This is a genomic window from Psychrobacter sp. DD43 (assembly GCF_904846555.1).
GTDB lineage: Bacteria > Pseudomonadota > Gammaproteobacteria > Pseudomonadales > Moraxellaceae > Psychrobacter > Psychrobacter cryohalolentis.
This window is the reverse complement of the sequence record NZ_CAJHBE010000001.1, coordinates 80,120-102,987: the sequence shown is the minus strand read 5'-3', so window position 1 is coordinate 102,987 and position 22,868 is coordinate 80,120. Positions and strand designations below refer to the sequence as shown.

General features: G+C 41.6%; 19 protein-coding genes and 2 tRNA genes. 6 read left to right on the top strand and 15 right to left on the bottom strand.

Annotated elements, in window-relative coordinates; all coding sequences use genetic code 11:
- Window positions 1-111: 111 nt before the first annotated feature.
- Entirely contained in the window at window positions 112-1,224 is a 1,113-nt protein-coding gene (locus JMX89_RS00440) for a hypothetical protein (RefSeq protein WP_201530576.1), read from the bottom strand.
- Window positions 1,225-1,785: 561 nt separating this feature from the next.
- Between JMX89_RS00440 and JMX89_RS00435 the strand changes: the two genes are divergently transcribed.
- The 4 genes from JMX89_RS00435 to JMX89_RS00420 all read left to right on the top strand — a co-directional run bounded on the left by JMX89_RS00435 (window position 1,786) and on the right by JMX89_RS00420 (window position 5,533).
- A complete protein-coding gene (locus JMX89_RS00435) occupies window positions 1,786-3,981 on the top strand; it encodes a M3 family metallopeptidase (RefSeq protein ID WP_201530577.1) in 2,196 nt (731 codons plus the stop codon).
- The gene (locus tag JMX89_RS00430) at window positions 3,982-4,239 is read left to right on the top strand and encodes a YheV family putative metal-binding protein (protein WP_133103969.1); all 258 of its coding nucleotides are present in this window, start codon (window positions 3,982-3,984) and stop codon (window positions 4,237-4,239) included.
- A gap of 147 nt (window positions 4,240-4,386) precedes the next feature.
- Window positions 4,387-4,917, top strand: coding sequence for a hypothetical protein (locus tag JMX89_RS00425; protein WP_201530578.1), 531 nt, complete (start codon window positions 4,387-4,389; stop codon window positions 4,915-4,917).
- Between the two features lie 43 nt (window positions 4,918-4,960).
- Complete coding sequence (locus JMX89_RS00420) at window positions 4,961-5,533, top strand: hypothetical protein (RefSeq protein WP_201530579.1); 573 nt, start codon at window positions 4,961-4,963, stop codon at window positions 5,531-5,533.
- A gap of 111 nt (window positions 5,534-5,644) precedes the next feature.
- Here JMX89_RS00420 and pnp read toward each other — a convergent pair whose 3' ends face one another.
- The 14 genes from pnp to tpiA form a co-directional block, all read right to left on the bottom strand.
- Window positions 5,645-7,747, bottom strand: coding sequence for a polyribonucleotide nucleotidyltransferase (gene pnp / locus JMX89_RS00415; protein ID WP_201530580.1), 2,103 nt, complete (start codon window positions 7,745-7,747; stop codon window positions 5,645-5,647).
- A 602-nt stretch (window positions 7,748-8,349) separates the two neighbouring features.
- The gene (gene rpsO / locus JMX89_RS00410) at window positions 8,350-8,616 is read right to left on the bottom strand and encodes a 30S ribosomal protein S15 (protein WP_011512454.1); all 267 of its coding nucleotides are present in this window, start codon (window positions 8,614-8,616) and stop codon (window positions 8,350-8,352) included.
- Window positions 8,617-8,973: 357 nt separating this feature from the next.
- On the bottom strand, window positions 8,974-9,153 hold the full coding sequence (locus JMX89_RS00405) for a hypothetical protein (RefSeq protein ID WP_133103973.1): 180 nt from the start codon (window positions 9,151-9,153) through the stop codon (window positions 8,974-8,976).
- Window positions 9,154-9,198: 45 nt separating this feature from the next.
- Window positions 9,199-9,357, bottom strand: coding sequence for a hypothetical protein (locus JMX89_RS00400; RefSeq protein WP_188004066.1), 159 nt, complete (start codon window positions 9,355-9,357; stop codon window positions 9,199-9,201).
- Window positions 9,358-9,415: 58 nt separating this feature from the next.
- Window positions 9,416-9,940 (bottom strand): type 1 glutamine amidotransferase domain-containing protein, encoded by a 525-nt coding sequence (locus JMX89_RS00395; protein WP_201530581.1) that lies wholly within the window; start codon window positions 9,938-9,940, stop codon window positions 9,416-9,418.
- Between the two features lie 382 nt (window positions 9,941-10,322).
- Window positions 10,323-11,414, bottom strand: coding sequence for a tRNA pseudouridine(55) synthase TruB (truB, locus tag JMX89_RS00390; RefSeq protein WP_201530582.1), 1,092 nt, complete (start codon window positions 11,412-11,414; stop codon window positions 10,323-10,325).
- Window positions 11,415-11,430: 16 nt separating this feature from the next.
- Entirely contained in the window at window positions 11,431-11,835 is a 405-nt protein-coding gene (locus JMX89_RS00385; protein ID WP_011279383.1) for a ribosome-binding factor A, read from the bottom strand.
- 198 nt (window positions 11,836-12,033) lie between these two features.
- Complete coding sequence (gene infB, locus JMX89_RS00380; protein WP_201530583.1) at window positions 12,034-14,760, bottom strand: translation initiation factor IF-2; 2,727 nt, start codon at window positions 14,758-14,760, stop codon at window positions 12,034-12,036.
- Window positions 14,761-14,909: 149 nt separating this feature from the next.
- Window positions 14,910-16,394 carry a transcription termination factor NusA gene (gene nusA, locus JMX89_RS00375; protein WP_011512448.1) on the bottom strand — a complete coding sequence of 495 codons (1,485 nt, stop codon included), beginning with the start codon at window positions 16,392-16,394 and terminating at the stop codon, window positions 14,910-14,912.
- 133 nt (window positions 16,395-16,527) lie between these two features.
- Entirely contained in the window at window positions 16,528-17,028 is a 501-nt protein-coding gene (gene rimP / locus JMX89_RS00370; RefSeq protein ID WP_201530584.1) for a ribosome maturation factor RimP, read from the bottom strand.
- Window positions 17,029-17,486: 458 nt separating this feature from the next.
- Window positions 17,487-17,563, bottom strand: a tRNA-Met gene (locus JMX89_RS00365).
- A gap of 124 nt (window positions 17,564-17,687) precedes the next feature.
- Window positions 17,688-17,772, bottom strand: a tRNA-Leu gene (locus JMX89_RS00360).
- A gap of 159 nt (window positions 17,773-17,931) precedes the next feature.
- Complete coding sequence (secG, locus tag JMX89_RS00355; RefSeq protein ID WP_011512446.1) at window positions 17,932-18,240, bottom strand: preprotein translocase subunit SecG; 309 nt, start codon at window positions 18,238-18,240, stop codon at window positions 17,932-17,934.
- Window positions 18,241-18,468: 228 nt separating this feature from the next.
- Window positions 18,469-19,278 carry a triose-phosphate isomerase gene (gene tpiA / locus JMX89_RS00350; RefSeq protein ID WP_201530585.1) on the bottom strand — a complete coding sequence of 270 codons (810 nt, stop codon included), beginning with the start codon at window positions 19,276-19,278 and terminating at the stop codon, window positions 18,469-18,471.
- A gap of 397 nt (window positions 19,279-19,675) precedes the next feature.
- On the opposite strand from tpiA, the gene pilB reads away from it, so the two are divergent.
- Entirely contained in the window at window positions 19,676-21,388 is a 1,713-nt protein-coding gene (gene pilB / locus JMX89_RS00345) for a type IV-A pilus assembly ATPase PilB (protein ID WP_133103978.1), read from the top strand.
- Window positions 21,389-21,625: 237 nt separating this feature from the next.
- Entirely contained in the window at window positions 21,626-22,849 is a 1,224-nt protein-coding gene (locus JMX89_RS00340; protein ID WP_181209343.1) for a type II secretion system F family protein, read from the top strand.
- Window positions 22,850-22,868 lie beyond the last annotated feature (19 nt).

Genomic DNA, 22,868 nt, shown 5'->3' with positions numbered 1-22,868 from the left:
AAACCATACATGTAAAAAGAGCATTGGCCCATACTGAACCAATGCTCTCATACTATACCTATGTGCTATCAATGACCAATGGCTAATTCGTTAATGAGCCTATGTCATCTATTAATAGCGGGTGACAAGAGCAATCGGTTGGTCTGCATTCATAATATCTTGTGGCATAAAGACCGCTTTACCGCCATTATGAATGACATGCTCAATGATTTCACCAATAGCATCATCAGTGATACCTTCTGCACTTGAGTCGTCCGCAAGACTTAGCGTTTGCGCTTTTTCATTAATTTTGGCTGGTTGAATATAGCCACGGCGGACATACAAGGTATCGCCTATACCCTGAAAAGCACTGCGATAGACTTCTTGCAAATCAGTCTGTAGTTTGTTCGCCCCGCGCGCTTTATCAATCTCGCCCAGTGCCGCTTGGTGTAAGGAGGTACGATAACCTTCTACTGCTTCTTGTACACTGTTGATAACATGCTGTGCACCACCCTCATCTAGATTGGTGGCGTTTGATACCGTAGCGATGATATTATCCGGACGGTCACAAACATCTTTATAGTAGCCAATATTTTTGCTATCACCGACTACGACTAGCGGCATTTTATGCTCGCCCCACAGCTCTTGAACACTCTTATCTACTTGGTTAAAGAACTCTTTTAACGCACTACTCTCATTATTCGCTGAGCGATCTGATCCGCCATCGCTTGTCGTATGAAGTCCATTATTGTCGATAGGAAAAGGAATGTTTTCCATATTATTTTGGGCAGTATCGTCTAGATCGAACTCTCGTATCACGCGATCATTAGAGGCTTCAATTAAACGTGCCTTATCACGAGTCAATACCAAAGTATAATAATGCACAGCGCTTGCCATATCACGCACTAAATCACGGGTCGCAAAACGATGTGAGATAACCACGCGCTCAGTGGTATCAATAGGCATACGGATCACTTGCACATCGTCAGTACTAGCAAAAATAGCTAAGGTATCTAGATTAAGATTATGATTCAGCTCTTTGGTCTTAGCATGGATATTGTCTAAGATAGTGGTCGCTGTACGCTTGTCATACTCATTGGTTAGACGTTCTTCGACGACTTTTAATTGGTTTTTTAGGGCAATAGGGTCTTTGTCATTAGCAGGGTGTTCGCGGTGCGTTTTGACAAAAATACTGACTGCTGGATTCGCCTTTGTCTCGCGTAAGCTTTTGAGAGTTGCTTTCATTTAATACTCCTTGTTTTATGACTATAAATTTCCAATACTACTTTTGGTACGCCTTGCCTGTTACTTATTCTAGATTTTTGCGGTCAGGCGACTGCATACTCTTAATAACATAGCATGCTTAACAGGCTATTCATACTACAGCACTATTAACGCCTGTTATCCTATTACACTACCAACTTGACCACACAAGCTATAGGGTTAATTTGCAAGCAAATGATGATGCTTTGTAAATAATATCAACGCTTGCCACAATAACCTTAATAACAGTAGCCTTAATAAAGGTCACTTGATTAACAGCTTAGCAGAGCTCAAGCTTCCAGCTTGTATTTTCATTAATGAAGACCCATTATTTAAATATTACAATGCTGATTATTAACAATGTTTATCAATACACCATAACGATTAGCCTCACATCAAACTATTTAACATTAAGAAACCTTGATCTTAATATATCTTTAAAATATAAACAGTAATGCCTGTTAATCATTTGAACGATTTGAATAATTACGCCAAATTAAACCCTTTTATCTGTCAAACTCATTATTTATAACGGAACCTTTTATGACTTCTATTTCTTCAAAGTTACATCTTGTCGATTTTGCCGATACTGCACCAAGCACTTTGCAACAGCAAGTAATCAGCGCCATTGACACGGCTAATGCGTTTTTAGATGAGTTGAAGGTGTCTACAGATAGCAAGGATACGTCTACCTCGATAGACGCTGAGCAAGCGCTAATTGATATAAAAAACTTTGACCACATCAATTTGGCATTGGATCGCAGTTGGGGCATTTTGTCGCATCTGAATAGTGTCATGAGCAATGATGAGATCCGCCATGTCCATCATGAGCTGTTACCAAAGCTATCAGCTTATGGTACGCGCGTTGGGCAGCATCAGCCGCTATTTAGTCGTTATCAAGCGATTGTCAACGATAAAGCTTTCTTCGCAGCGCTTGAGCCGGCACGAGCACGAGCTATTGAGCTTGCGCTACGTAGCTTTGAGTTATCAGGGGTCGCATTACCAAAAGCTGAGCAAGATAAATTTGCAGTCATTCAAAGTAAGCTGTCTACGTTATCAGCCACTTTCTCAGACCATGTTTTAGACGCCACTCAAGCTTATGCGTTGCCGCTTAAAACAGAGCAGTTAGCAGGTTTGACTGAAAGTGGTTTGGCATTAATAGCCGATGCTGGTGAGCAATATAAAACAAGCCAGCTTGCAAATGGTTCGCTCACGCAAACAGAGATTGATACCTTATCGACGCCTTATTATGTGGCAGGCTTAAATATTCCTGTGTATCTTGCCATTATGACCCATGCCGATGATCGCAACTTACGCGAGACGTTATATCGTGCCTATGTCACTCGCGGCTCTGAGTTTGATGAGCATACTAATGCTAAAGGTCAGTCTCTAAATAACGCAAATATTATGAGTGAGATTTTGCAGTTACGTGAACAAAAAGCCAGACTATTGGGTTTTCATAACTATGCAGAGGTATCGCTATCGACCAAAATGGCAGACAGCGTGGCAGAAGTAGAAACCTTTTTACGTGATTTAGCAGTGCAAGCAACGCCAACTGCTGCGCAAGATTTGGCGCAATTGCAAAAATATGCGCAAGATTACGGTATTGAAGATTTGCAGCCGTGGGACAGTGCTTATATCGCCGAAAAGGTCAAACAAAGCGAGTTCAGCTTATCACAAGAAGAGATTCGCCCGTACTTCCCATTACCAAAAGTGATTAGCGGGTTATTCGCTATCGTTGAGCGTTTATACGGCATCAAAGTACAAGAGCAAAATGAATCCGTATCACGCTGGCATGATGAGGTGCGTTTTTATCAGTTATTTGATGCTGATGATAACTTGCTTGGCGGTTTTTATTTTGATTTATTTGCCCGTAGTGGTAAACGCGGCGGCGCCTGGATGAGTGGCTTTCAGTCACGTTATAGTTATGAAGAGCAAAACCACCAACAGCTACCAGTGTGCTTTATGGTCGGTAACTTCACCCCAGCACTCGATGGTAAGCCAAGCTTATTGACTCATGATGAAGTTGTCACCTTGTTTCATGAGTTTGGTCACGGTTTACATCATCTGTTGACTCAAGTAACGGTAGGTGATGTTGCTGGGGTCAATGGCGTTGAGTGGGATGCGGTCGAGCTGCCAAGCCAGTTTATGGAAAACTGGGCATGGGAGGCGGAAGGTATTGCTCTTATTAGCAGTCATGTCGAAACTGGCACGCCATTACCAAAAGAGAAACTCGATGCGCTATTGGCAGTCAAAAACTTCCAAAGTGGTTTGCAAACGCTCCGTCAAATCGAATTTTCTTTGTTTGATTTGTTGATTCATGCGCACACGCCAGCGCTTAATTATGAAGGTATCTTGACTACGCTTAACAGCGTACGTAATGATATTGCCATTTTACAGACGCCTGATTACAACCGCTTTGCCAATGGCTTTAGTCACATTTTTGCTGGTGGTTATGCCGCTGGTTATTATTCTTATAAATGGGCAGAGCTGTTGTCTGCTGATGCTTTTAGTAAATTTGAAGAAGACGGCATTTTTAATCCCATCACAGGTAAAGCCTTCCGTGAGACTATTTTATCAGTGGGCGGTAGTTTTCCAGCTAAGGTGAATTTTGAAAATTTCCGTGGTCGTAGCGCCAGTATTGATGCTTTGCTACGTCATAGCGGTTTTTCTGATACTGAAGACCAGACTAAAAGTAGTACGGCTGCCAATGCCTTAATAACACGCGAGGTGATTTAAATGCGCTATCAATCAACGCGCCCAAAGCGGCAGTTTTTAGCGGGCGTTCGCTGCCCGAAATGTCAGGTCATGGATGCGGTAGTACAGGTCAATATCGTTGTGCCAGCGCCTGATGAATATATTGAATGTACGCTATGCGGGCATACTGAACATCGCCCTGATCCTGATGAGATCAGCGCAAAGAACCATCTTGAGGACCAATTAACTCGTGACGCTATGATTACCGGAACCAGTGGGACGGTCAAATTCAAAGAATAACTCTTTATATTTGACGATCAGACAGTCATATCTCATGATTGCTATAAACAATGCTGTATTTAATCGCCCTTCTATCAATAGATGGGCTTTTTTATTTCGAGTTTGCTATAGTATGGCAGGATATCTTTAACCTAAATTGAACGTAGTATGAAAAGCAAAAAAATGCGTCCTTTCTCCCATAAAGTCTCAAAAAAATCTACCCATTCTGCTAAGCCACGTCAAAAATGGTGGTTTGGTATTTTATTAATTGTGCTGTTAATCGGTTATTTCGTTTGGAAAGGCACGGCACCTCAATCTAATCAGAGCTCTGCTGAAAATTTGCCGGTGACTTCTGAACAAGATAAGTCTACACAGATTGCTTCTGTACCATTAGAAGATGACGTTAATAATATTATTGATGATGAAAATCAAGGTAGCGCTAGCATGACGGATTCTGATATCCCAGATTCTAAAGCCATCTTAGAAGCCCCATTACCAAAAACGAACAGCTTAGCCAAAGAAGAGATTGATCGTTTAGAAGATGAACGTAAGCGCTTAGCCGAACAAGAAAAGCTCGCTGCTGAACAGATTGCCATGACCAAACAATTAACCGAACTTAAGGCTCAAGAAATCGCATTACTTGAGCAACAAATTGCCCAATTAGAGGCTGATACTGCGGTTAAAACCACCACTAATTAGCAGTTATCGCCAAATAATGTATGCTTTTATTCAGGGGTTGATGATGGCATCTTTGCAACTCACTCATAATCCTATTCTAAATAGCAGCGCTCAGCTGCTCATACTTCCTGTTAATAGCGCTGGTCTCCTTTTAGATCCTATTTTGACTCGCGCAAAAACCCTATATCCTGATAATTATCAACGTTACTATCGTGCGTGCCGTGATGGTAGCTTAATGGTTGGTAGCTGTTTGCTGCATAAACGCATACGTGAACAGGCTGGGCTTAGTATCAGTAGTAATGGCAACCAACCCAGTTATATTGCCAACCTTGTTATATCAGATCACCCTTATCATCCAGTAAGAGTACGCTGGTTGACGGCAGCTTTAGTAGATTTACGACAACAACTGACAACGCTGATACGCTATCAAAGTATCCGTCACATTGCTCTGCTTGCCCGTCCCCTTATTTATAGCCATTCACGCAATGAAGCCAATCCTTCGACCAATGAGTCTCTTATAACAAACGCGCTTCCATTAGATTGGCATATTGATATATTGCCTCTCATAGCCCATTATTTAGCAAATTTACCTAAGCTTCGCATTGATATCCATGTACCTAAAGACGTTGCCATATAGCATATTTTCTAATTTTAGTTATATTTTACGTCCATAAAAAAACCGCCTTGAGCACTCATAATAAGTGATTCAAGGCGGTTTTTAAATATTAACGCTATCAAATATCAAGCATTAGCTCTGCTCAATACCTTTCATAGTCAATTTGATACGACCACGATTATCAACGTCTTGAACCAATACTTTCACGATTTGACCTTCTTTTAGATAGTCAGATACGTTTTCTACGCGCTCATCAGCGATTTGCGAGATATGCACGAGACCATCAGTATTTGGCAATACGTTAATAAAGGCTCCGAAGTCAACGATACGAGCAACCGTACCTTCGTAAGTTTTACCTACTTCAACTTCTGCTGTGATTGCTTCAATTTTAGCAATTGCCGCTTTAGTTGCCGCTTTGTTTTCACCAAAGATACGGATGGTACCAGCATCATCAATGTCGATAACCGCACCAGTTTCTTCCGTTAGCTGACGAATCGTTGCGCCGCCTTTACCGATAACATCACGGATTTTATCCGGATTGATCTCAATTACGGCATAGTTAGGTGCATGAGCATTGATTTCAGTACGGCTTTCAGGCAATACTTTGTTCATCGCGTCTAAGATATGGATACGACCAGCATGAGCTTGCTTTAACGCTTGCTCCATGATATCTGGGGTAATACCTTCGATTTTAATGTCCATTTGTAGAGCAGTAATACCGTCTTTAGAACCAGCGACTTTAAAATCCATATCGCCAAGATGATCTTCATCACCTAAGATGTCAGACAATACCGCGAAACGCTCGCCTTCTTTAACAAGACCCATAGCGATACCAGCAACTGGTGCTTTAATTGGCACACCAGCGTCCATCAATGCCAAGCTTGCGCCGCAAACAGAAGCCATAGACGATGAACCGTTTGATTCAGTGATCTCAGAAACCACACGGATAACATATGGGAAGCGATCGCTATCAGGCAGCATCGCTTGTACACCACGGCGTGCTAGACGACCATGACCGATTTCACGACGTTTAGGAATGCCTTCACGACCTGTTTCGCCTACTGAGAAATGTGGGAAGTTATAATGCAACATGAAATGGTCACGAATGGTACCCGCTAGCGAGTCAATCATATTGACGTCACGAGTATTACCAAGGGTAGTCGTTACCAATGCTTGGGTTTCACCACGTGTAAACAATGCTGAACCATGAGTAAATGGTAATACGCCCACTTGTACATCAAGGGCACGAACGGTTTCTAAATCACGACCGTCAATACGTGGCTTGCCTGACAAGATATTGTCACGAACGGTACGATATTTTAGATCGTTATAGATTTCTTTAAGCTCAGCAACATTATTGCTATACTCTTCTGATTCAGCATCACCAGCAAGAGCCGCGATTGCAGCGTCTTTGATTTCGTCAAGTTTCGCATAACGAGCTTGCTTATCAGTAACGGTATAAGCGTCAGATACTTGCGTACCGAACTGCTCTTTCATGCTGGTCTCTAATGCTTGATCGCGTACAGGAGCGGTATATTGTTGCTTAGCAGTACCAATTTCTTCTGCCATTGAGGCAATGTTATCGATAACGATTTGCTGCTGCTGATGACCGTATAAGACCGCACCTAGCATTTGATCTTCTGATAGCTCTGCAGCTTCAGACTCAACCATCAATACTGCAGACTTGGTACCAGCGACGACCAAGTCAAGATCACTTTCTTTAAGCTCTTCAAGGGTCGGGTTCAGTACGTATTCGCCATTGATAAAACCAACACGCGCCGCAGCAACAGGACCATTGAACGGGGCATCAGAGATAGCTAACGCTGCTGAAGCACCGATTAGTGCTGCGATATCCGCTGATTGAGTTTTATCAGATGACACAACCGTCGCTGTGATTTGAATCTCGTTTACATAGCCTTCAGGGAATAGTGGACGGATTGGGCGGTCAATCAGACGCGAGGTTAAGGTTTCAGACTCGCTCGCGCGACCTTCACGTTTGCCGTAAGCACCTGGAATTTTACCTGCTGCATACATTTTTTCTTGGTAGTTTACGGTCAATGGAAAGAAGTTTTGACCTTCTTTAGCATCAGACTTTACAACCGCTGCTACCAATACAGTAACGCCGCCCATGTGGACTAAAATCGAGTTGGCTTGACGCGCAATACGTCCTGTTTCGATAACAACTTGCTGGTTACCGTATTGGAATTCGCGCTTAATGGTATTAAACATTGTCATATAATTTTCCTAATATTGACTGACGAAATAATATCAGCACAAAAAACACTGATATCTGTCATTAAAATTCTTTGTGTATAGCTTCTAATCGACTGTCTTTACAGTTATAAATCCTGTCTATCGAAACTATTATTATCAAATATTTATCTTATGCTACTGGCTTGTCTAGCTCGCTTAGCCCTGCATATTGGTTGCTGCTAAAATTCGGTTTGCTATAACGATCATTTGGATTTTTATAGCATCAAAACCACTCCATCTATGGAGGCTTTTAACTACTTTACCTATGCATGTTTATCTATCATAAACAGTGCAAAAACCGACTAAGGCATTATTTTACAGTGATTTATGGTCATTGACCAACCTAATGCACTACTATCTATTTCTTAATAATTAGTTAAATATAAGCTTTTGTTTCTGTACTTAAACTCATACCATACTGATAAGCATAAAAAAACGGCGTGAAACTATTCCACACCGTTTTTAGAAAAATCTATTTTATCGATATCAACAAGCAAGTTCCAAATAGCTGCGCAAAAAATCTAAAATACTTCCCAGTTAAGGCATATCTCGTTTTAGCAACCATTTGTACTACTGTCGTCAAATTAACGACGTAGACCTAACTGGCTAATAAGGGTGGTATAGCGACCAAGATCTTTACCTTTTAAGTAATCAAGCAGTTTACGACGGGTATTAACCATACGGATAAGACCACGGCGGCTATGGTGATCCGCTTTATGTGCTTTAAAATGGTTTTGTAGATCGTTGATGCGAGCACTTAACAAAGCTACTTGAACTTCTGGTGAACCAGTGTCACTTTCACCACGTTGGTATTGAGCAATGATTTGTTCGCGATCGGCATTAGTTAGCATAAATCTCTCCGGCAATGCTAAGAGCACCAAGATAACCTTAAAAGTTTAAGTATCGAGGAGCAATAGAATAGTCAATAAAATAGCCTGTACGTCATTCAGGACAACCCTGCATTACTAGAGTTGACCTAGTGTACGACAAGCTCAATGAAATGAGTCATAACTGTCATTTAAAACCATTTAGAATAATCTAAACCGTATTTAAATATGACGCCAATTATAACAAAAAACTGCTGGGCTAACAGCAGTTTTTTGTTATGGTTTTAAGAATATCTGATTATTGGTAAGTAAGATGACGAAATTGTTAGTACCAATCAAAAGTAAATATGAAATGTAGATACCAGCCTTATAATCTAAGACTTATTTATTTTTCTGGATATCTTCTTCGCTAGCCGTACCGCCTAGCTCATCGTCTGCTAAAGGCACAGTCGTAGCTTCTGCTAAACTATCAGGAGAGTTATCAGCACGAGGATTGATATCTTCTACAAGTTGATTAATCTCTTGTTCTTGCTCATCCATATCTTTTACTGAATTGCTCATAGTAACTCCTATTTACATTTAACTCATATATTCATACTTAAGAAGCTATTTATCTTCCTTCGTTTCCAAGTTATCAGCAATACGCTCTGCGGCAGCTTCAGTGTCTTCTGTATGATTATCTTCCGTCTGGCTTTTAAGTGCTGCTTTGGCAGAATCAGAACGTTGTTGCTCAAATTTGGTATCGTTTGGATTAGGCTGTGTCATCGTGTTATATCCTTATAGATAATGAATAAAAATTACTCTAAGTTGAAACGATTGGAACTTATGTTAAAGCTTTGTCAATCGCTGCGACGAAATTATTAATATCATCTGGGTTGCGTGAAGTAATCAGATTACCGTCTATCTGCAAGCTTTCGTCTACGAATTTTGCCCCAGCATTTTCTAAATCAAATTGTAAAGTATGATAAGCCGTTAACGTTTTACCCTTAGCTATACCAGTATTGATTAATATCCAAGGCGCATGGCAGATAACAGCAAGCGGTTTACCAGCTTCATTTATAGCAGTAATAATACTATGTGCATCTTCGTTACCACGCATGGTATCAGCATTAACCGTACCACCCGGCAAAACTAAAGCATCATACTCAGCAGGTTTTGCTTCTTTTGCAAACATGTCAGCAGTAAAGATATCGCCTTTGTTGACGTCTTGATGCATACCTTGGACTTCTTTTTCTTTATTGGTCGTTATTAGAAGTGTGCTGTAACCTTTGGCTTTTAGTTGGCTGTTAACCTCTTCATATTCTACTTGTTCAAAGTTGTTATGAAGTAAAAAAGCAATCGTTTTCATAGTACTTCCTATTATTTATAAATTACATTTATGACTGAATGATTTTCTTATAATTGTAAAAATTAATTTATATGAATTAATGTCTTATTATTTTTATTTAGTTTTACTGCTCAAATTTATCATTATTATTATTTTATTCAACGAAATTTATAGTAAATCCATTTTGTATTATTATCACCCTTTCACATTTTATATTGTGCTTTCTTATTATTCTTTTCATCCATGTCATGCTTTCCCTAGCTGACTTAATCAAGATACAAAAAAAGCAGGTTTCACTATAGGTGAAACCTGCAATAAAATGTGACGATATGTGATTTGTGTGAACTCTTAGTAAGTTTTGCAGTTTTTAAGTTATAAATCTAGCCAGATTTACATGTTGAAATTACAACTGAATCAGCTTTTTAGGTTGCAATCGACCATTTAAGCTCACTGCCCCTAAACCAATAAACGCACCCTGCTCATCCATAAGACGAATATCTATCGGTATTTCATGTACCAATTGCTGCTCGTTATCATCGTTAGTATCTTCTATATTTTGACTATCAGCAGCGCTGTTATTGTTAGCAGCTAAATGCTGATCGATAGCTGTTGCGATATAACTTTGCACATCATCAGTCAACTGATCGATAACATTCAAGCGTTGACCCATTTGTACGCGCTCGCACTGCTCTGACGATAGTGACAGCTCAGCACTAATATCAATGCAGGCATCTACTGGCAATAGATATGTCTGACGTTGTTCTAATGGCAATGCTTCTAAATCTGCAAGCGCAATTGTCTCATCGATTTTAAAATCACCCACTTGTAGACGGCGTAGTGCCGTCAAATGGCCAAGTGTACCCATCGCTTTAGCAATATCTTCTGCCAATACACGCACATAAGTGCCTTTTGAACAAGTTACTGTTAACTGGATTTGCTGCTTATCAATTGCTTTCAACTCAATGGCTTTAAGGACAATGTCTCTTGGCGGGCGGTCTACTTCTATACCAGCACGAGCATATTCATAGAGTTTTTTGCCATCTTTTTTTAAGGCAGAATACATCGGTGGAATTTGCTGCTGGGCACCTAAAAACTGCTGGGCGACTTTGTCTAACAGTGCATCATCAAACGCTGGAATCGGTGCCTCAGCAGTGACTTGCCCATCGGCATCACCGGTATCAGTTTGACTACCAAGTAGAATGGTTGCTTGATAAGATTTATCCGCATCAAGCTGATAGTGACTGAACTTGGTCGCTTCACCCAAACAGATAGGCAATAATCCCGTTGCCATTGGATCAAGTGTGCCAGTATGACCTGCTTTCTTGCTGTCATGGTTAGGCGATTTAAATAAATATTTTACCTTTGAAACCACTTGTTGAGAAGTCATACCTTGAGGCTTATCGACTAAAATCACACCAGAAACTTTAATCTTGTTAGGGTGATTACTAGACTTTTTATCCGCTTGCGTAGAGGCTTTTGTAGAAACAATCGACATAATGACTTTTACCCTTCTACTCTTCGTTTTCTTGCTCGTCAGACTCATTTTCTTCAGTTTTAATAACCGCTTTACTGATTAAATCCATCATGTAATTACCACGGGCAGTCACTTCATCATAATGAAAGCGCAAACGCGGTGTTGTGCGAGTCTTCAAACTATGACTCAGCTCAGTACGCAAGAAGCCTGCCGCTTTGTTTAGCACCTTGATGCTTTCTTCATGATTTGACATGGTCATGGCATCATTGAGCTCAGGCTCCATAATGGTCACATACACATCAGCATAGCCCAAATCTGGGCTGACCTTAACGCTAGAGATAGTGACAAAACCTGTCAGACGCGGATCGTTGACCGCGTCACGGATAAGGACAGCAAGCTCACGCTGAATCTGATCAGCTAAACGTTGTAAACGTTGGTTCATGTTATTACCTTGTTTTTATTGATCAATATAATCATTTATTAATAAGTTTAACGACTAATATTTGTTAAAAAAGGCCTAGCAGGATGTACCTGTTAGGCCTAAGTACAGCTGAATATTTATAAGATAGCTAATCCATCATGCCATGCACAGTTAATAAAGCGGATTGCATGATGCACCATCCTAATTTTACCAGTGACTTCAGATAGTACGTGCGAACTCTTGAATCTCAAAGACTTCAATTTTATCACCAGCTTCTACATCGTAACCGCGAACGGCTAGACCACATTCCATGCCCGTACGTACTTCATTAACGTCTTCTTTGTAGCGACGTAATGACTGTAATTGACCAGTAAAGATAACTTGGTCATTACGTAATACACGGATAGGTTTGTTGCGATAAATCGTACCTTCAACCACCATACAACCAGCAGCTGCACCAAACTTACTAGAGCGGAATACTTCACGAACGTCTGCAACACCTAAGATTTTCTCGCGATGTTCTGGCGCAAGCATACCGCTCATTGCCGCTTTCACATCATCAATCAAGCCATAAATAACACTGTAATAGCGAATATCCATGTTGGCAGAATCTGATTTACGACGTGCGGTAGCATCTGCACGAACGTTGAAGCCTAACAATACCGCTTCACTAGATTCTGCTAGCGTCACATCTGACTCAGAGATAGGACCAACGCCTGAGCTGATCACACGAACTTTAACTTCATCCGTCGATAACTCATTCAATGCGGCAAGTAGTGCTTCAAGCGAACCACGAACATCGGTTTTTAGAACGATATTTAGGTATGAAACATTACCCTGTTCCATCTGATCAAACATGCTCTCTAGACGCATCGCGTTTTGACGCTCAAGCTGACGCTCGCGCTCACGGTTGGTTCTAAAGTCTGCGACTTCACGGGCTTTTTTCTCGTCCGTTAAGACTAAGAATTCACTACCAGCTGCTGGCGTTTCAGGTAAGCCTAATATCTCTACAGGGATAGAAGGTCCAGCTGATTGAATACGTTTACCATGTTCATCAGTCATCGCACGAACTTTACCGTAATATTCACCAGCTAAGACTAAATCGCCTTGTTTTAATGTACCTTTTTTGACAAGGACACTAACGACAGGACCACGACCTTTTTCGAGTCTTGACTCAATAACCACACCTTGAGCAGGACCATCTAATGGTGCTTCTAATTCCATTAGCTCAGCTTGTAAGCTAATAAGCTCTAGCAGCTCATCAATACCATCACCTGTCTTGGCTGAGATACGAGCCATAGGAGTATCGCCACCCCAATCTTCCGATACCACTTCTTTTGCAGTCAACTCGTTTAGAACACGATCAGGATCAGCACTTGGCTTATCCATTTTGTTGATAGCAACAATCAGCGGCGTACCAGCAGCACGAGCATGATCAATCGCTTCTTCAGTTTGTGGCATCATGCCGTCATCAGCAGCAACGACCAATACAACGATATCTGTCGCTTGAGCACCACGTGAGCGCATTGCACTAAAGGCGGCGTGACCTGGAGTATCAAGGAAAGTAATAACACCACGTGCTGTTTTCACATGATAAGCACCGATATGCTGAGTAATACCGCCTGCTTCGCCCGTAGCCACTTTCGTTTCACGGATTTTATCTAGTAATGACGTCTTACCATGATCAACGTGACCCATGATAGTGACTACTGGTGGACGCGTTTGTACGTTACTGCTGCGCTCATCAACAGCATCTTGTAGATCGTCTTCAACTTTAGTATCACTGACGGGTACTGGATTGTGACCCATCTCTTCTACGATTAGACTAGCGGTTGCTTGATCAATCATGTCTGATTCGCGAGCAATTTCACCCATTTTCATGAGTAACTTAGTCACTTCACGAGCTTTCACTGCCATGCGCTGGGCAAGATCAGAAACCGTGATTTGCTCACTGATTTCTACATCATAAACAATTTTTTCGACAGGTTTTTCAAATTTATGCTGTGAAGACTGGCTTGAACGTAGACCGTTTTTGCGGTTCTTAATTTCACGCTCGTCTTGATTTTTACGACGACCACGGCCACGGGCACTAGTGGTACTGGTGCCACGCTTAATTTCACGACGTTCTTTCTCAAACGATTCTTCTAATGCGTCACCGACCAAACCTTCTGCCAATGGCTCATCTTTACGAACTTCACTTGCGGGCTGATCAGTATACTGACCGGCCATTTTACGCATTTGCTCAAGCGTACGCTTTTGCGCTTCTTCAGCTTGGGTACGGCGTGTTTCAGTTTCGATCTCGCGTAAACGAGCTTCTTCCTTTTCCCGCACTTCACGAGCTTTACGCTCAACTGCCGTCTCAACTTTTGGTTTCGTCGCTGTAACTTTCTTCTTAGGTTGTTCTTTCGGCTTAACTTCAACAGTAGTCTTGCCGCCTTTCTTCACAACCACTGACGTTGAAATATCGTCATTCTTGTCGTCTGACTTTTTGCTAGAGCCAAGGCTTGCACGCATCGCAGCTAAAGTAGCAGCTTGACGCTCCTCAGATTTTTTCTTAGTAGCAGCACGGTCTTCGGCATCTTTAGCAGCACGCGCTTGCGACTCAATCATCGCTTGCTCACGTGCAGCCAATTCTTCAGCCATCTTTTCTGGATCAGGCTTCTCGAACACTTTCTTTTTACGCACTTCAACATTGACGCTCTTAGATTTGCCCGAAGAGCCAGTCACACGCGCAGTACTAGTCGTTTTAGACTTCAGACTAATGCGACGCTTTTCTTCCTGACCATGACTTTGCTTTAAATACGTCACCAACTTTTCCTGCTCAAGCTCGGTGACTAAGTCACCTTCTGCACGCGCAGGCAGTCCAGCATCTACCAATTGCTGTTGTACAGCACTTGCGGTTTTGCTTACCATATCTGCCAGTTCTTTGACGGTCTTATCTGCCATTTATTATCACCTACTGTCTATTATTTGCTATATGTTCAATTCAGTTGTTGGCTACAAATGATTGGGGTAAGGCTGATATAAATTTTGCTCATACCAGCACTTTATTATCGATAGCATATCACCAAAAGACAGCGATATGCAGTTACCGCTTATTCATTGAACCAAGATTCCCGAGCTTTCATGATGAGTTTTCCTGCGGTTTCAGTATCTAAGTCTTCGATATCTTCTAAGTCGAAAACGGCTTGTTCTGCTAAGTCATCAACCGTAATGATGTCCTTTTGAGCCATTTTATAAGCCCAGCTGACCGTCATTCCTTCAAGATCTTGTAGTTCCTGACTTGGCTCTTTCATGTTCTGTTGTTTGACCAATTCGTCTGCGATAACGACTTCTTTCGCACGCTCTTGGATCATATCAATCGCTTCATCATCTAATCCTTCAATATCGTAGAAGGTTTCGACAGGTACATAAGCCACTTCTTCAATACTGGTAAAACCAATATCGACAAGCGCTTGTGCTAAGTCTTTATCCACTTCTAGGCGTTCATAGAATAGTTCGATGAATGCTTTAGATTCGTTTGCTTGACGCTGCTGATACTCTTCTTCTAGCATCATATTTAGCTTATAGCCGGTCAGCTCAGAAGCTAAGCGTACGTTTTGACCTTGTGAGCCAATCGCACGTGCTAGCTGATCATTGGTACTAAAGATAATATCAGCCGTTTGCGTATCTTCATCTAAGATGATACTGCTTACGTCTGCAGGCTCTAAAGCGCTGATGATAAATTGGGCAGGATCATCTGACCAAACCACTACATCAATACGCTCGCCATCAAGCTCTTGCTGTACTGCTTGGATACGTGTACCACGCATACCAATACAAGCACCAACCGGATCGATACGATGATCATTGGTTTTCACCGCTATTTTAGCACGAGTACCCGGTAAGCGCGCGACGTTACGAATTTCGATAATTTGTTCTGCAATCTCAGGCACTTCTTTTTGCATCAATGCCGAGAGCATTTCAGGATGAGTACGTGATAGAAGCAACTGAGCGCCACGGTTTTCACGGTTTACATGATATAAGATGGCATTGATACGCGATTTTGCGCGCAATTGCTCACGTGGTAGCATCTGATCACGTGACAGATAACCCTCAGCATTATCACCTAAGTCAATGATGTAACCATCACGGGTTTGTTTTTTGACTTCGCCATACATCATCTCGCCAACACGTGGCTCAAAAGCATCTGCTACTAAATTACGCTCAGCTTCACGAATCTTTTGGATGATAACTTGTTTGGCTTGAGTGGCAGCAATACGACCAAACTCGATTGACTCAATTTGCTCTTCTTTAATATCACCGATTGACCATTCTTCTTGATCAAGGTCAGTAATCGCAAGCTGACAAGCAGGCATTTCATGGTCTTCATCTGCAACCACTGTCCAATAACGATAAGTATCATAATCGCCTGTTGTACGGTCAATTGAGACCCGCACTTCTACTTCCGGCTGATCGGTATATACTTTTTTCTTAGTCGAGACGACCAAAGCATCTTCGATTGCTTCAAAGATATCTTCAGGATTTAAGCCCTTCTCGTTACTGACAGTTTCTACTACCGTTAAGATTTCACGACTCATACTATGCCTGTCCTATCATTTTTTAATTGACTTAAATTTTATAATTTTTGACTTACTCTATATTTTCACCATCAGTCATCTAAGCTATTAGACTAACTGCGTTTATACACTAAAAGGTCTAATAGCGAATAGATTAAGCATCTTCATAAATTAAATTGGCTTTATCAATATTGCTCAATGCAATCTCAAACTGATCACCATCAGTGGCAGTCAGCTTTAAAGAGGTGGCATCGATACTGTTTAAAGTACCAGTTGCTTTACGGCGTTTTTTATCACCTTCACCAATCGCTTGTATCAAACGCAAGCTCACTGTCTGACCGACATAAGCATGCATTTGCTCATCTGAAAAGAACGCACGGTCAAAACCAGGTGAAGAGACTTCTAAAATAAACTCACCGGAAATCGGGTCATGAACTTCAAGAATACCGCTCACTTGGTGATTCACTGCTGCACAGTTTTCAATCGTTACTTGTTTATTTTGAGCTTGCTCTTCTGGCAATGCCTCAATATAAATGCGTAACAAAGAGCGATTACCTTGCGGTGCAAACTCGATACCCCATAGTGCCACATCGCAAGCCGCGACGGCAGGGGCAATGATATTAGTCAATTCTGTAACTTTGGTCGAAAGCTTCATAATCTATTTATATTTTCCTATTCACTTATCTATCTTACTTAATAAATCCTGCTGAAGTTTTTCTTCACCATTATTTAATAAGAACCTATCGTTATTTAAACCACAGTGCTTGTCTTATGCTTAAAGCATAAACACAAATGATATCTACCGGGTATTTATATCAGGGTAAGCTTAACAAATATCAAGCTCAGCCGCGCTATGCTTTTATTACTTATAAAGCAGTACTATCGATAAAAGAGTGAGGAATAAAAGATAGTGTGCTTAAGTATCATCGCGCCATGAATGACATGTGATGACAAGCTTCTATAAATGGTATCGCACTCTATAGACATAGAGCTTAGCATAAGTAGGATAGATATCGCGATTACACAGACCGCCAGATACAAAAAAACCCACAAGCATAATGGTGGGCTAATTGTTACTGACAAATTTAGTGTGCAAAACATCAGTATAAAAAGTGGTAGCGGGGGCTGGATTTGAACCAACGACCTTCGGGTTATGAGCCCGACGAGCTACCAGACTGCTCCACCCCGCATCAATCTAGAACGCGTATTATAGGGAGGTTTTATAGTAGTGTCAATCTTTATTTAAAAATAATTTAAATTAAAAATCTTAGCTATTTATGAACGACTCACTTAATACGATACAACTTTAAAACTTGGTGCGATTGGGGGGACTTGAACCCCCACAGCTTGCGCCACCACCCCCTCAAGATGGCGTGTCTACCAATTCCACCACAATCGCATTACTCTAACTGTTCTCTCTATATTCTCAATACCCATTATAGTTGACGCGTAAGGTAAGCATCAAAGGTCTAAGACTTGTAAAAACAGAAAAAGCATTGTAAATGTAACGCTTTCAAATAGCAAGGGCTGCCTACTTAAAAAAGTAGAGTAACAGCAGCTACTGAGGATTTTGTGTCAAAGGCCGCGGTGTTTGTGGTGCTGAAACCGGTGCATCTAGACGAAACTGATCTTCTGCCTGCTTACGAGCATGGACCGCAAGGGTCATACTCGTGATAAAAAAGATGGCGGTCAATACGGCTGTCGCGCGTGTTAAGAAGTTGGCAGTGCCCGCTGCACCAAATACTGTACCTGATGAGCCGGCACCAAAAGAAGCCCCTGCATCTGCCCCTTTACCATGCTGTATCAAAATCAAGCCAATCATGGCAATCGCCACGATAATATGCAGGGCTAATATAAACGTAAACATGGTGGCCTCTTTTGCCGCGTAATGACGACTGATAACGAAAAACAAATCGTATGGTGTAATAGTGATAAAGATTGGCGGTAAATGTTGCCATATCGATGATATAAATAGGGCGTATTGTACACGATTGCAAGGGCACTGTTAAACCCACTTTTGCCAACTGATAAAGACATTTTGTGAATAACAATTACGATAAAGACTCACGTTTCTATCATATCTATCAAGAATCTACTAGATACTGGCTTGGCTAAAAGCGGTGGCAATCGTCAGAAAGCTGTCAGCTTTCAATGAAGCACCGCCAACTAAAGCGCCATCAATCATAGGATCAGCAGCAAAGCTATTGGCATTATCAGCATTGACACTACCGCCATACAAAACCGTCATGTTAGACAATGAGTCGGCAAATCCTGCCAACGTTCGCTTGATATGCTTATGAGTGGCGCTGACTTCTGCTACTGTTGGCACTTTACCTGTACCTATTGCCCATACTGGCTCATAAGCAATAATGAGACGAGTCGGTAATGCCTCAATAAGTTCTGGCTGCTGTGCAATGAATTCTTTGATAACCGCTAACTGATTATCAATGACTTTAAGAGTTTGCTTAGTATCATATTGCGCTTGGCTTTCACCAATGCAAAATACCACGCCTAAATCTTGTGACAATGCGTGAATCATTTTTTGCAATAAAGCATCGTTAGATTCTTGATGATACTGACGGCGCTCTGAGTGACCAAGGATTGTCCAAGTCGCTCCAGCATCGACTATCTGCTGCGCTGAACATTCACCTGTATAGGCACCAACACTGGCACTATGCCCACTAACGTCTTGAGCTGCACACAGTATTGAGGTGTCTTTTAGGCGACCATTCACTGCTGCTAAATGTATCAAGCTTGGTGCTACCATTATTTGACAACGCGCGGAGTTATCGTGGCTCATTTGCTTGGTTGTACTAATAGCAGCGCATAAGTCGTCCAGTAGTGCGTTTACGTCATGGCTCGTTGCTGGATTCTGCTTCCAATTTCCAATTACCCAAGCTTGCATTCTTCTCTACCTTGTCTTATATATGGCTGCCAATATGGCTAATATGCGCGCAAGTATAACAAATATTTCACAAGTGCTATAGTATAGTGCGCCCCAAATCAAAACTGACCTTTCAACCGTTGCTTTAGTAACTATTGCTAAATAATTATTTTTGATGAGCCAATCGAGCCTTACACTCTATAAAACCTTTGCGCTCACGCAAATCCCTATATGATTTTCTCAATATAGGATAAAGTGCAGACAATCGATTTTTTTATCTCAAACCCGTATTTAAAATAACTATTTTAATAATTAGCTCAACTATCAACGATAAAATGGCAATAAGTAAAACATGGTGAATAGCCTGCTATTTAGGTAAATATATCGCCTACCAGATGTCGAGCAAGGAGAAGTCTTAATGTCTATCACAACCAGTAAATACGGTGGCTTAGCACAGCAGCTGATTAGCGAAGGTATCGTAAGCGAAGCGCATATGAAAGCGGCGCAGACTGATTCGCAGCAGCAGCAAGTAGGACTGGTCTCTTATCTGGTAGAGCATAAGCTTGCCAATGCCTATCAATTGGCTCAAATGCTATCGCAAGCATTCGGCGATCCTTTATTTGATCTCGATGCGCTCAGCTCAGAGGTCATCCCAAAAGACTTGGTCGACGAAAAAATCGTCCGTAAGTTTAATGCCTTACCGATGTTTAAGCGTGGGCAGCGCTTATTTGTGGCACTGAGCGATCCGACCCGTATCGATGCGATTGATGCGATTGCCTTTAACTCTCGCTTGTCAATTGAAACCGTTGTAGTCGAAGAAGATAAGCTTAAAAGGCGTATTGAAAGCTTCTATGCTGATAGCATGCAAAATTTTGATAGCTTTTCTAATAGTGATTTGCATATTGGCTTTGATGAGAGTCAAGAAGAAGATGATGGCGAGACCAAAATCTCTGATAGCGTCGAGGAAGCACCGGTCGTCAAGTTTGTTAATAAAATGCTAGTAGATGCCATTCGTATGGGGGCGTCCGACTTACATTTTGAGCCCTATGAAAAAAGCTATCGAGTGCGCTTTCGAGTCGACGGTGTGATGCAAAAAATGGCCAACCCGCCCGTACAACTCGCGGGGAAAATTGCTGCGCGTTTAAAAGTGATGTCACAAATGGATATCTCAGAGCGCCGGGTGCCACAAGATGGTCGTATTAAGCTTAAGATATCTAAAGATAAGGCCATCGACTTTCGGGTAAGCTGCCTACCTACCTTGTTTGGTGAAAAACTGGTTTTGCGTATTCTAGATCCCTCATCAGCCATGCTTGGTATTGAAGCGTTGGGCTATGAGCCCGACCAACAAGATATGTTCTTGGAGGCGTTACATAAACCGCAAGGCATGCTCTTAATTACCGGTCCCACTGGTTCTGGTAAAACCGTCTCACTCTATACTGGTATTAATATCTTGAACACTGGTTCGACCAATATTTCGACTGCTGAAGATCCTGTCGAAATTAACCTTGAAGGTATTAATCAGGTCAACGTCAATCCAAAAGTGGGACTGACTTTCTCCACCGCTCTGAAGTCTTTTTTACGCCAAGACCCTGATATTGTGATGGTTGGTGAAATTCGTGATCTTGAAACCGCTGAAATTGCGATTAAAGCAGCACAGACAGGGCACATGGTACTTTCAACCTTACATACCAATTCAGCGCCCGAAACATTGACGCGACTACGCAATATGGGTGTCGCTTCCTTTAATATTGCCACTTCCGTGAACTTGGTCATTGCCCAACGATTGGCACGACGCTTATGTAAAAACTGTAAAAAACCCATTAGTATCCCACGTCAAAGTCTGCTTGAGCTTGGTTTTACAGATGCAGATTTGGACAATACAGACAATGTCATCTACGAACCAGTCGGTTGTAATGAGTGCCGTGAAGGCTACAAAGGACGTGTGGGCATTTATGAGGTGATGAAAGTCACTCCAGATATTTCACGTATTATCATGGAAGATGGTAACGCGATAGACATCAAAGATGCGGCGCTAAAAAACGGTTTTAGAGACTTACGTCGCTCTGGTGTTTTAAAGGTTTTACAAGGTGTCACCAGTATTCAAGAAATGATGCGCGTAACTTCTGAATAGCATATTTGGCTGAAAAGTTTGGTACAGATATTGCTCTGAGTAAATTTCATTATGTCCGTAAAACTTGTTGTTTAATTACTATTAAACAATAATAGCCAGTAGGAAAAATAAAACAGATAAACACTGGTTTTTTGCGCTAAAATAAAGTATATCCGCTTAAAACAATGGGTTAACTACGTTTTATAGCAGGCATTATCTATATTGGACTATATCAGACCATTTTTTCAAGGAACGGACATGGCAAAAGCTAAGACCGACATGCTGTTAGACTTTGTATATGATGGCGTCAACCGTCGCGGGCAAAAGGTAAAAGGTGAGACGACCAGTCGTAGCTTAGAGCTTGCCAAAGCCACGTTGCGCAAACAAGGTATTACGGTTAAAGGTATCAAGAAAAAGCCAAAACCCTTATACACCTTTAAAAAGTCTATCAAGCCTATCGATATTGCTATTTTTGCACGTCAATTGGCAACCATGATGAAAGCTGGGGTGCCATTGACTCAATCCTTTGAGATTGTCGCGGACTCTCTAGATAATCCGAGTATGAAAGACTTGGTGTTACAAATTAAAGCCGATATCGAAGCTGGTGGTACTTTTGCATCGGCATTACGTCGCCATCCCCGCTATTTTGACGATCTTTTTTGCTCGCTTGTTGATTCTGGCGAGCAGTCAGGTGCGTTAGAAACCATGCTAGAGCGAGTTGCGACTTATAAAGAGAAAAGCGAGCTGTTAAAAGCTAAGATTAAAAAAGCCATGAAATATCCTATCGCGGTCGTTGTAGTTGCTATTATTGTCACCATTATTCTGCTTGTTAAAGTCGTTCCAGTGTTTGCTGATTTATTTGGCTCTTTTGGTGCAGAATTACCTGCTTTTACCCAAATGGTCGTAGGTATGTCTGAGTGGATGCAAGCATGGTGGTTCATCTTAATTGTATTTATTGGTGGCGCAATTATTGGCTTTTCAGAAGCTAAGAAGCGTTCAAAGAAATTTCGTGATGTCCTAGACCGTGCGGTATTAAAAGCCCCAATATTTGGCAATATCGCTTACCAAGCAGTGATTGCGCGTTTTGCTCGTACGCTGTCCACGACTTTTGCTGCCGGCGTACCGCTTATTGATGCGCTAGACTCTACTGCCGGTGCAGCAAATAATGTCGTATTTTATAACGCTATTCAACAAATCAAAAATGACGTCTCTACGGGACAACAATTACAGTTCTCGATACGTTCAACCAATTTATTTCCAAGTCTTGCTATTCAAATGGTAGGTATCGGCGAAGAATCTGGTAGCTTAGAAGAGATGCTCGATAAAGTAGCAGTCTATTATGAAAACGAAGTTGATAACGCTGTTGATGGTTTGACCAGCTTGATGGAGCCGCTTATTATGGCGGTACTTGGCGTATTAGTCGGTGGCTTGGTCATTGCCATGTACTTGCCAATCTTCCAGATGGGCTCAGTGGTAGGCTAAAAGCTAATTAAAGGGTAGT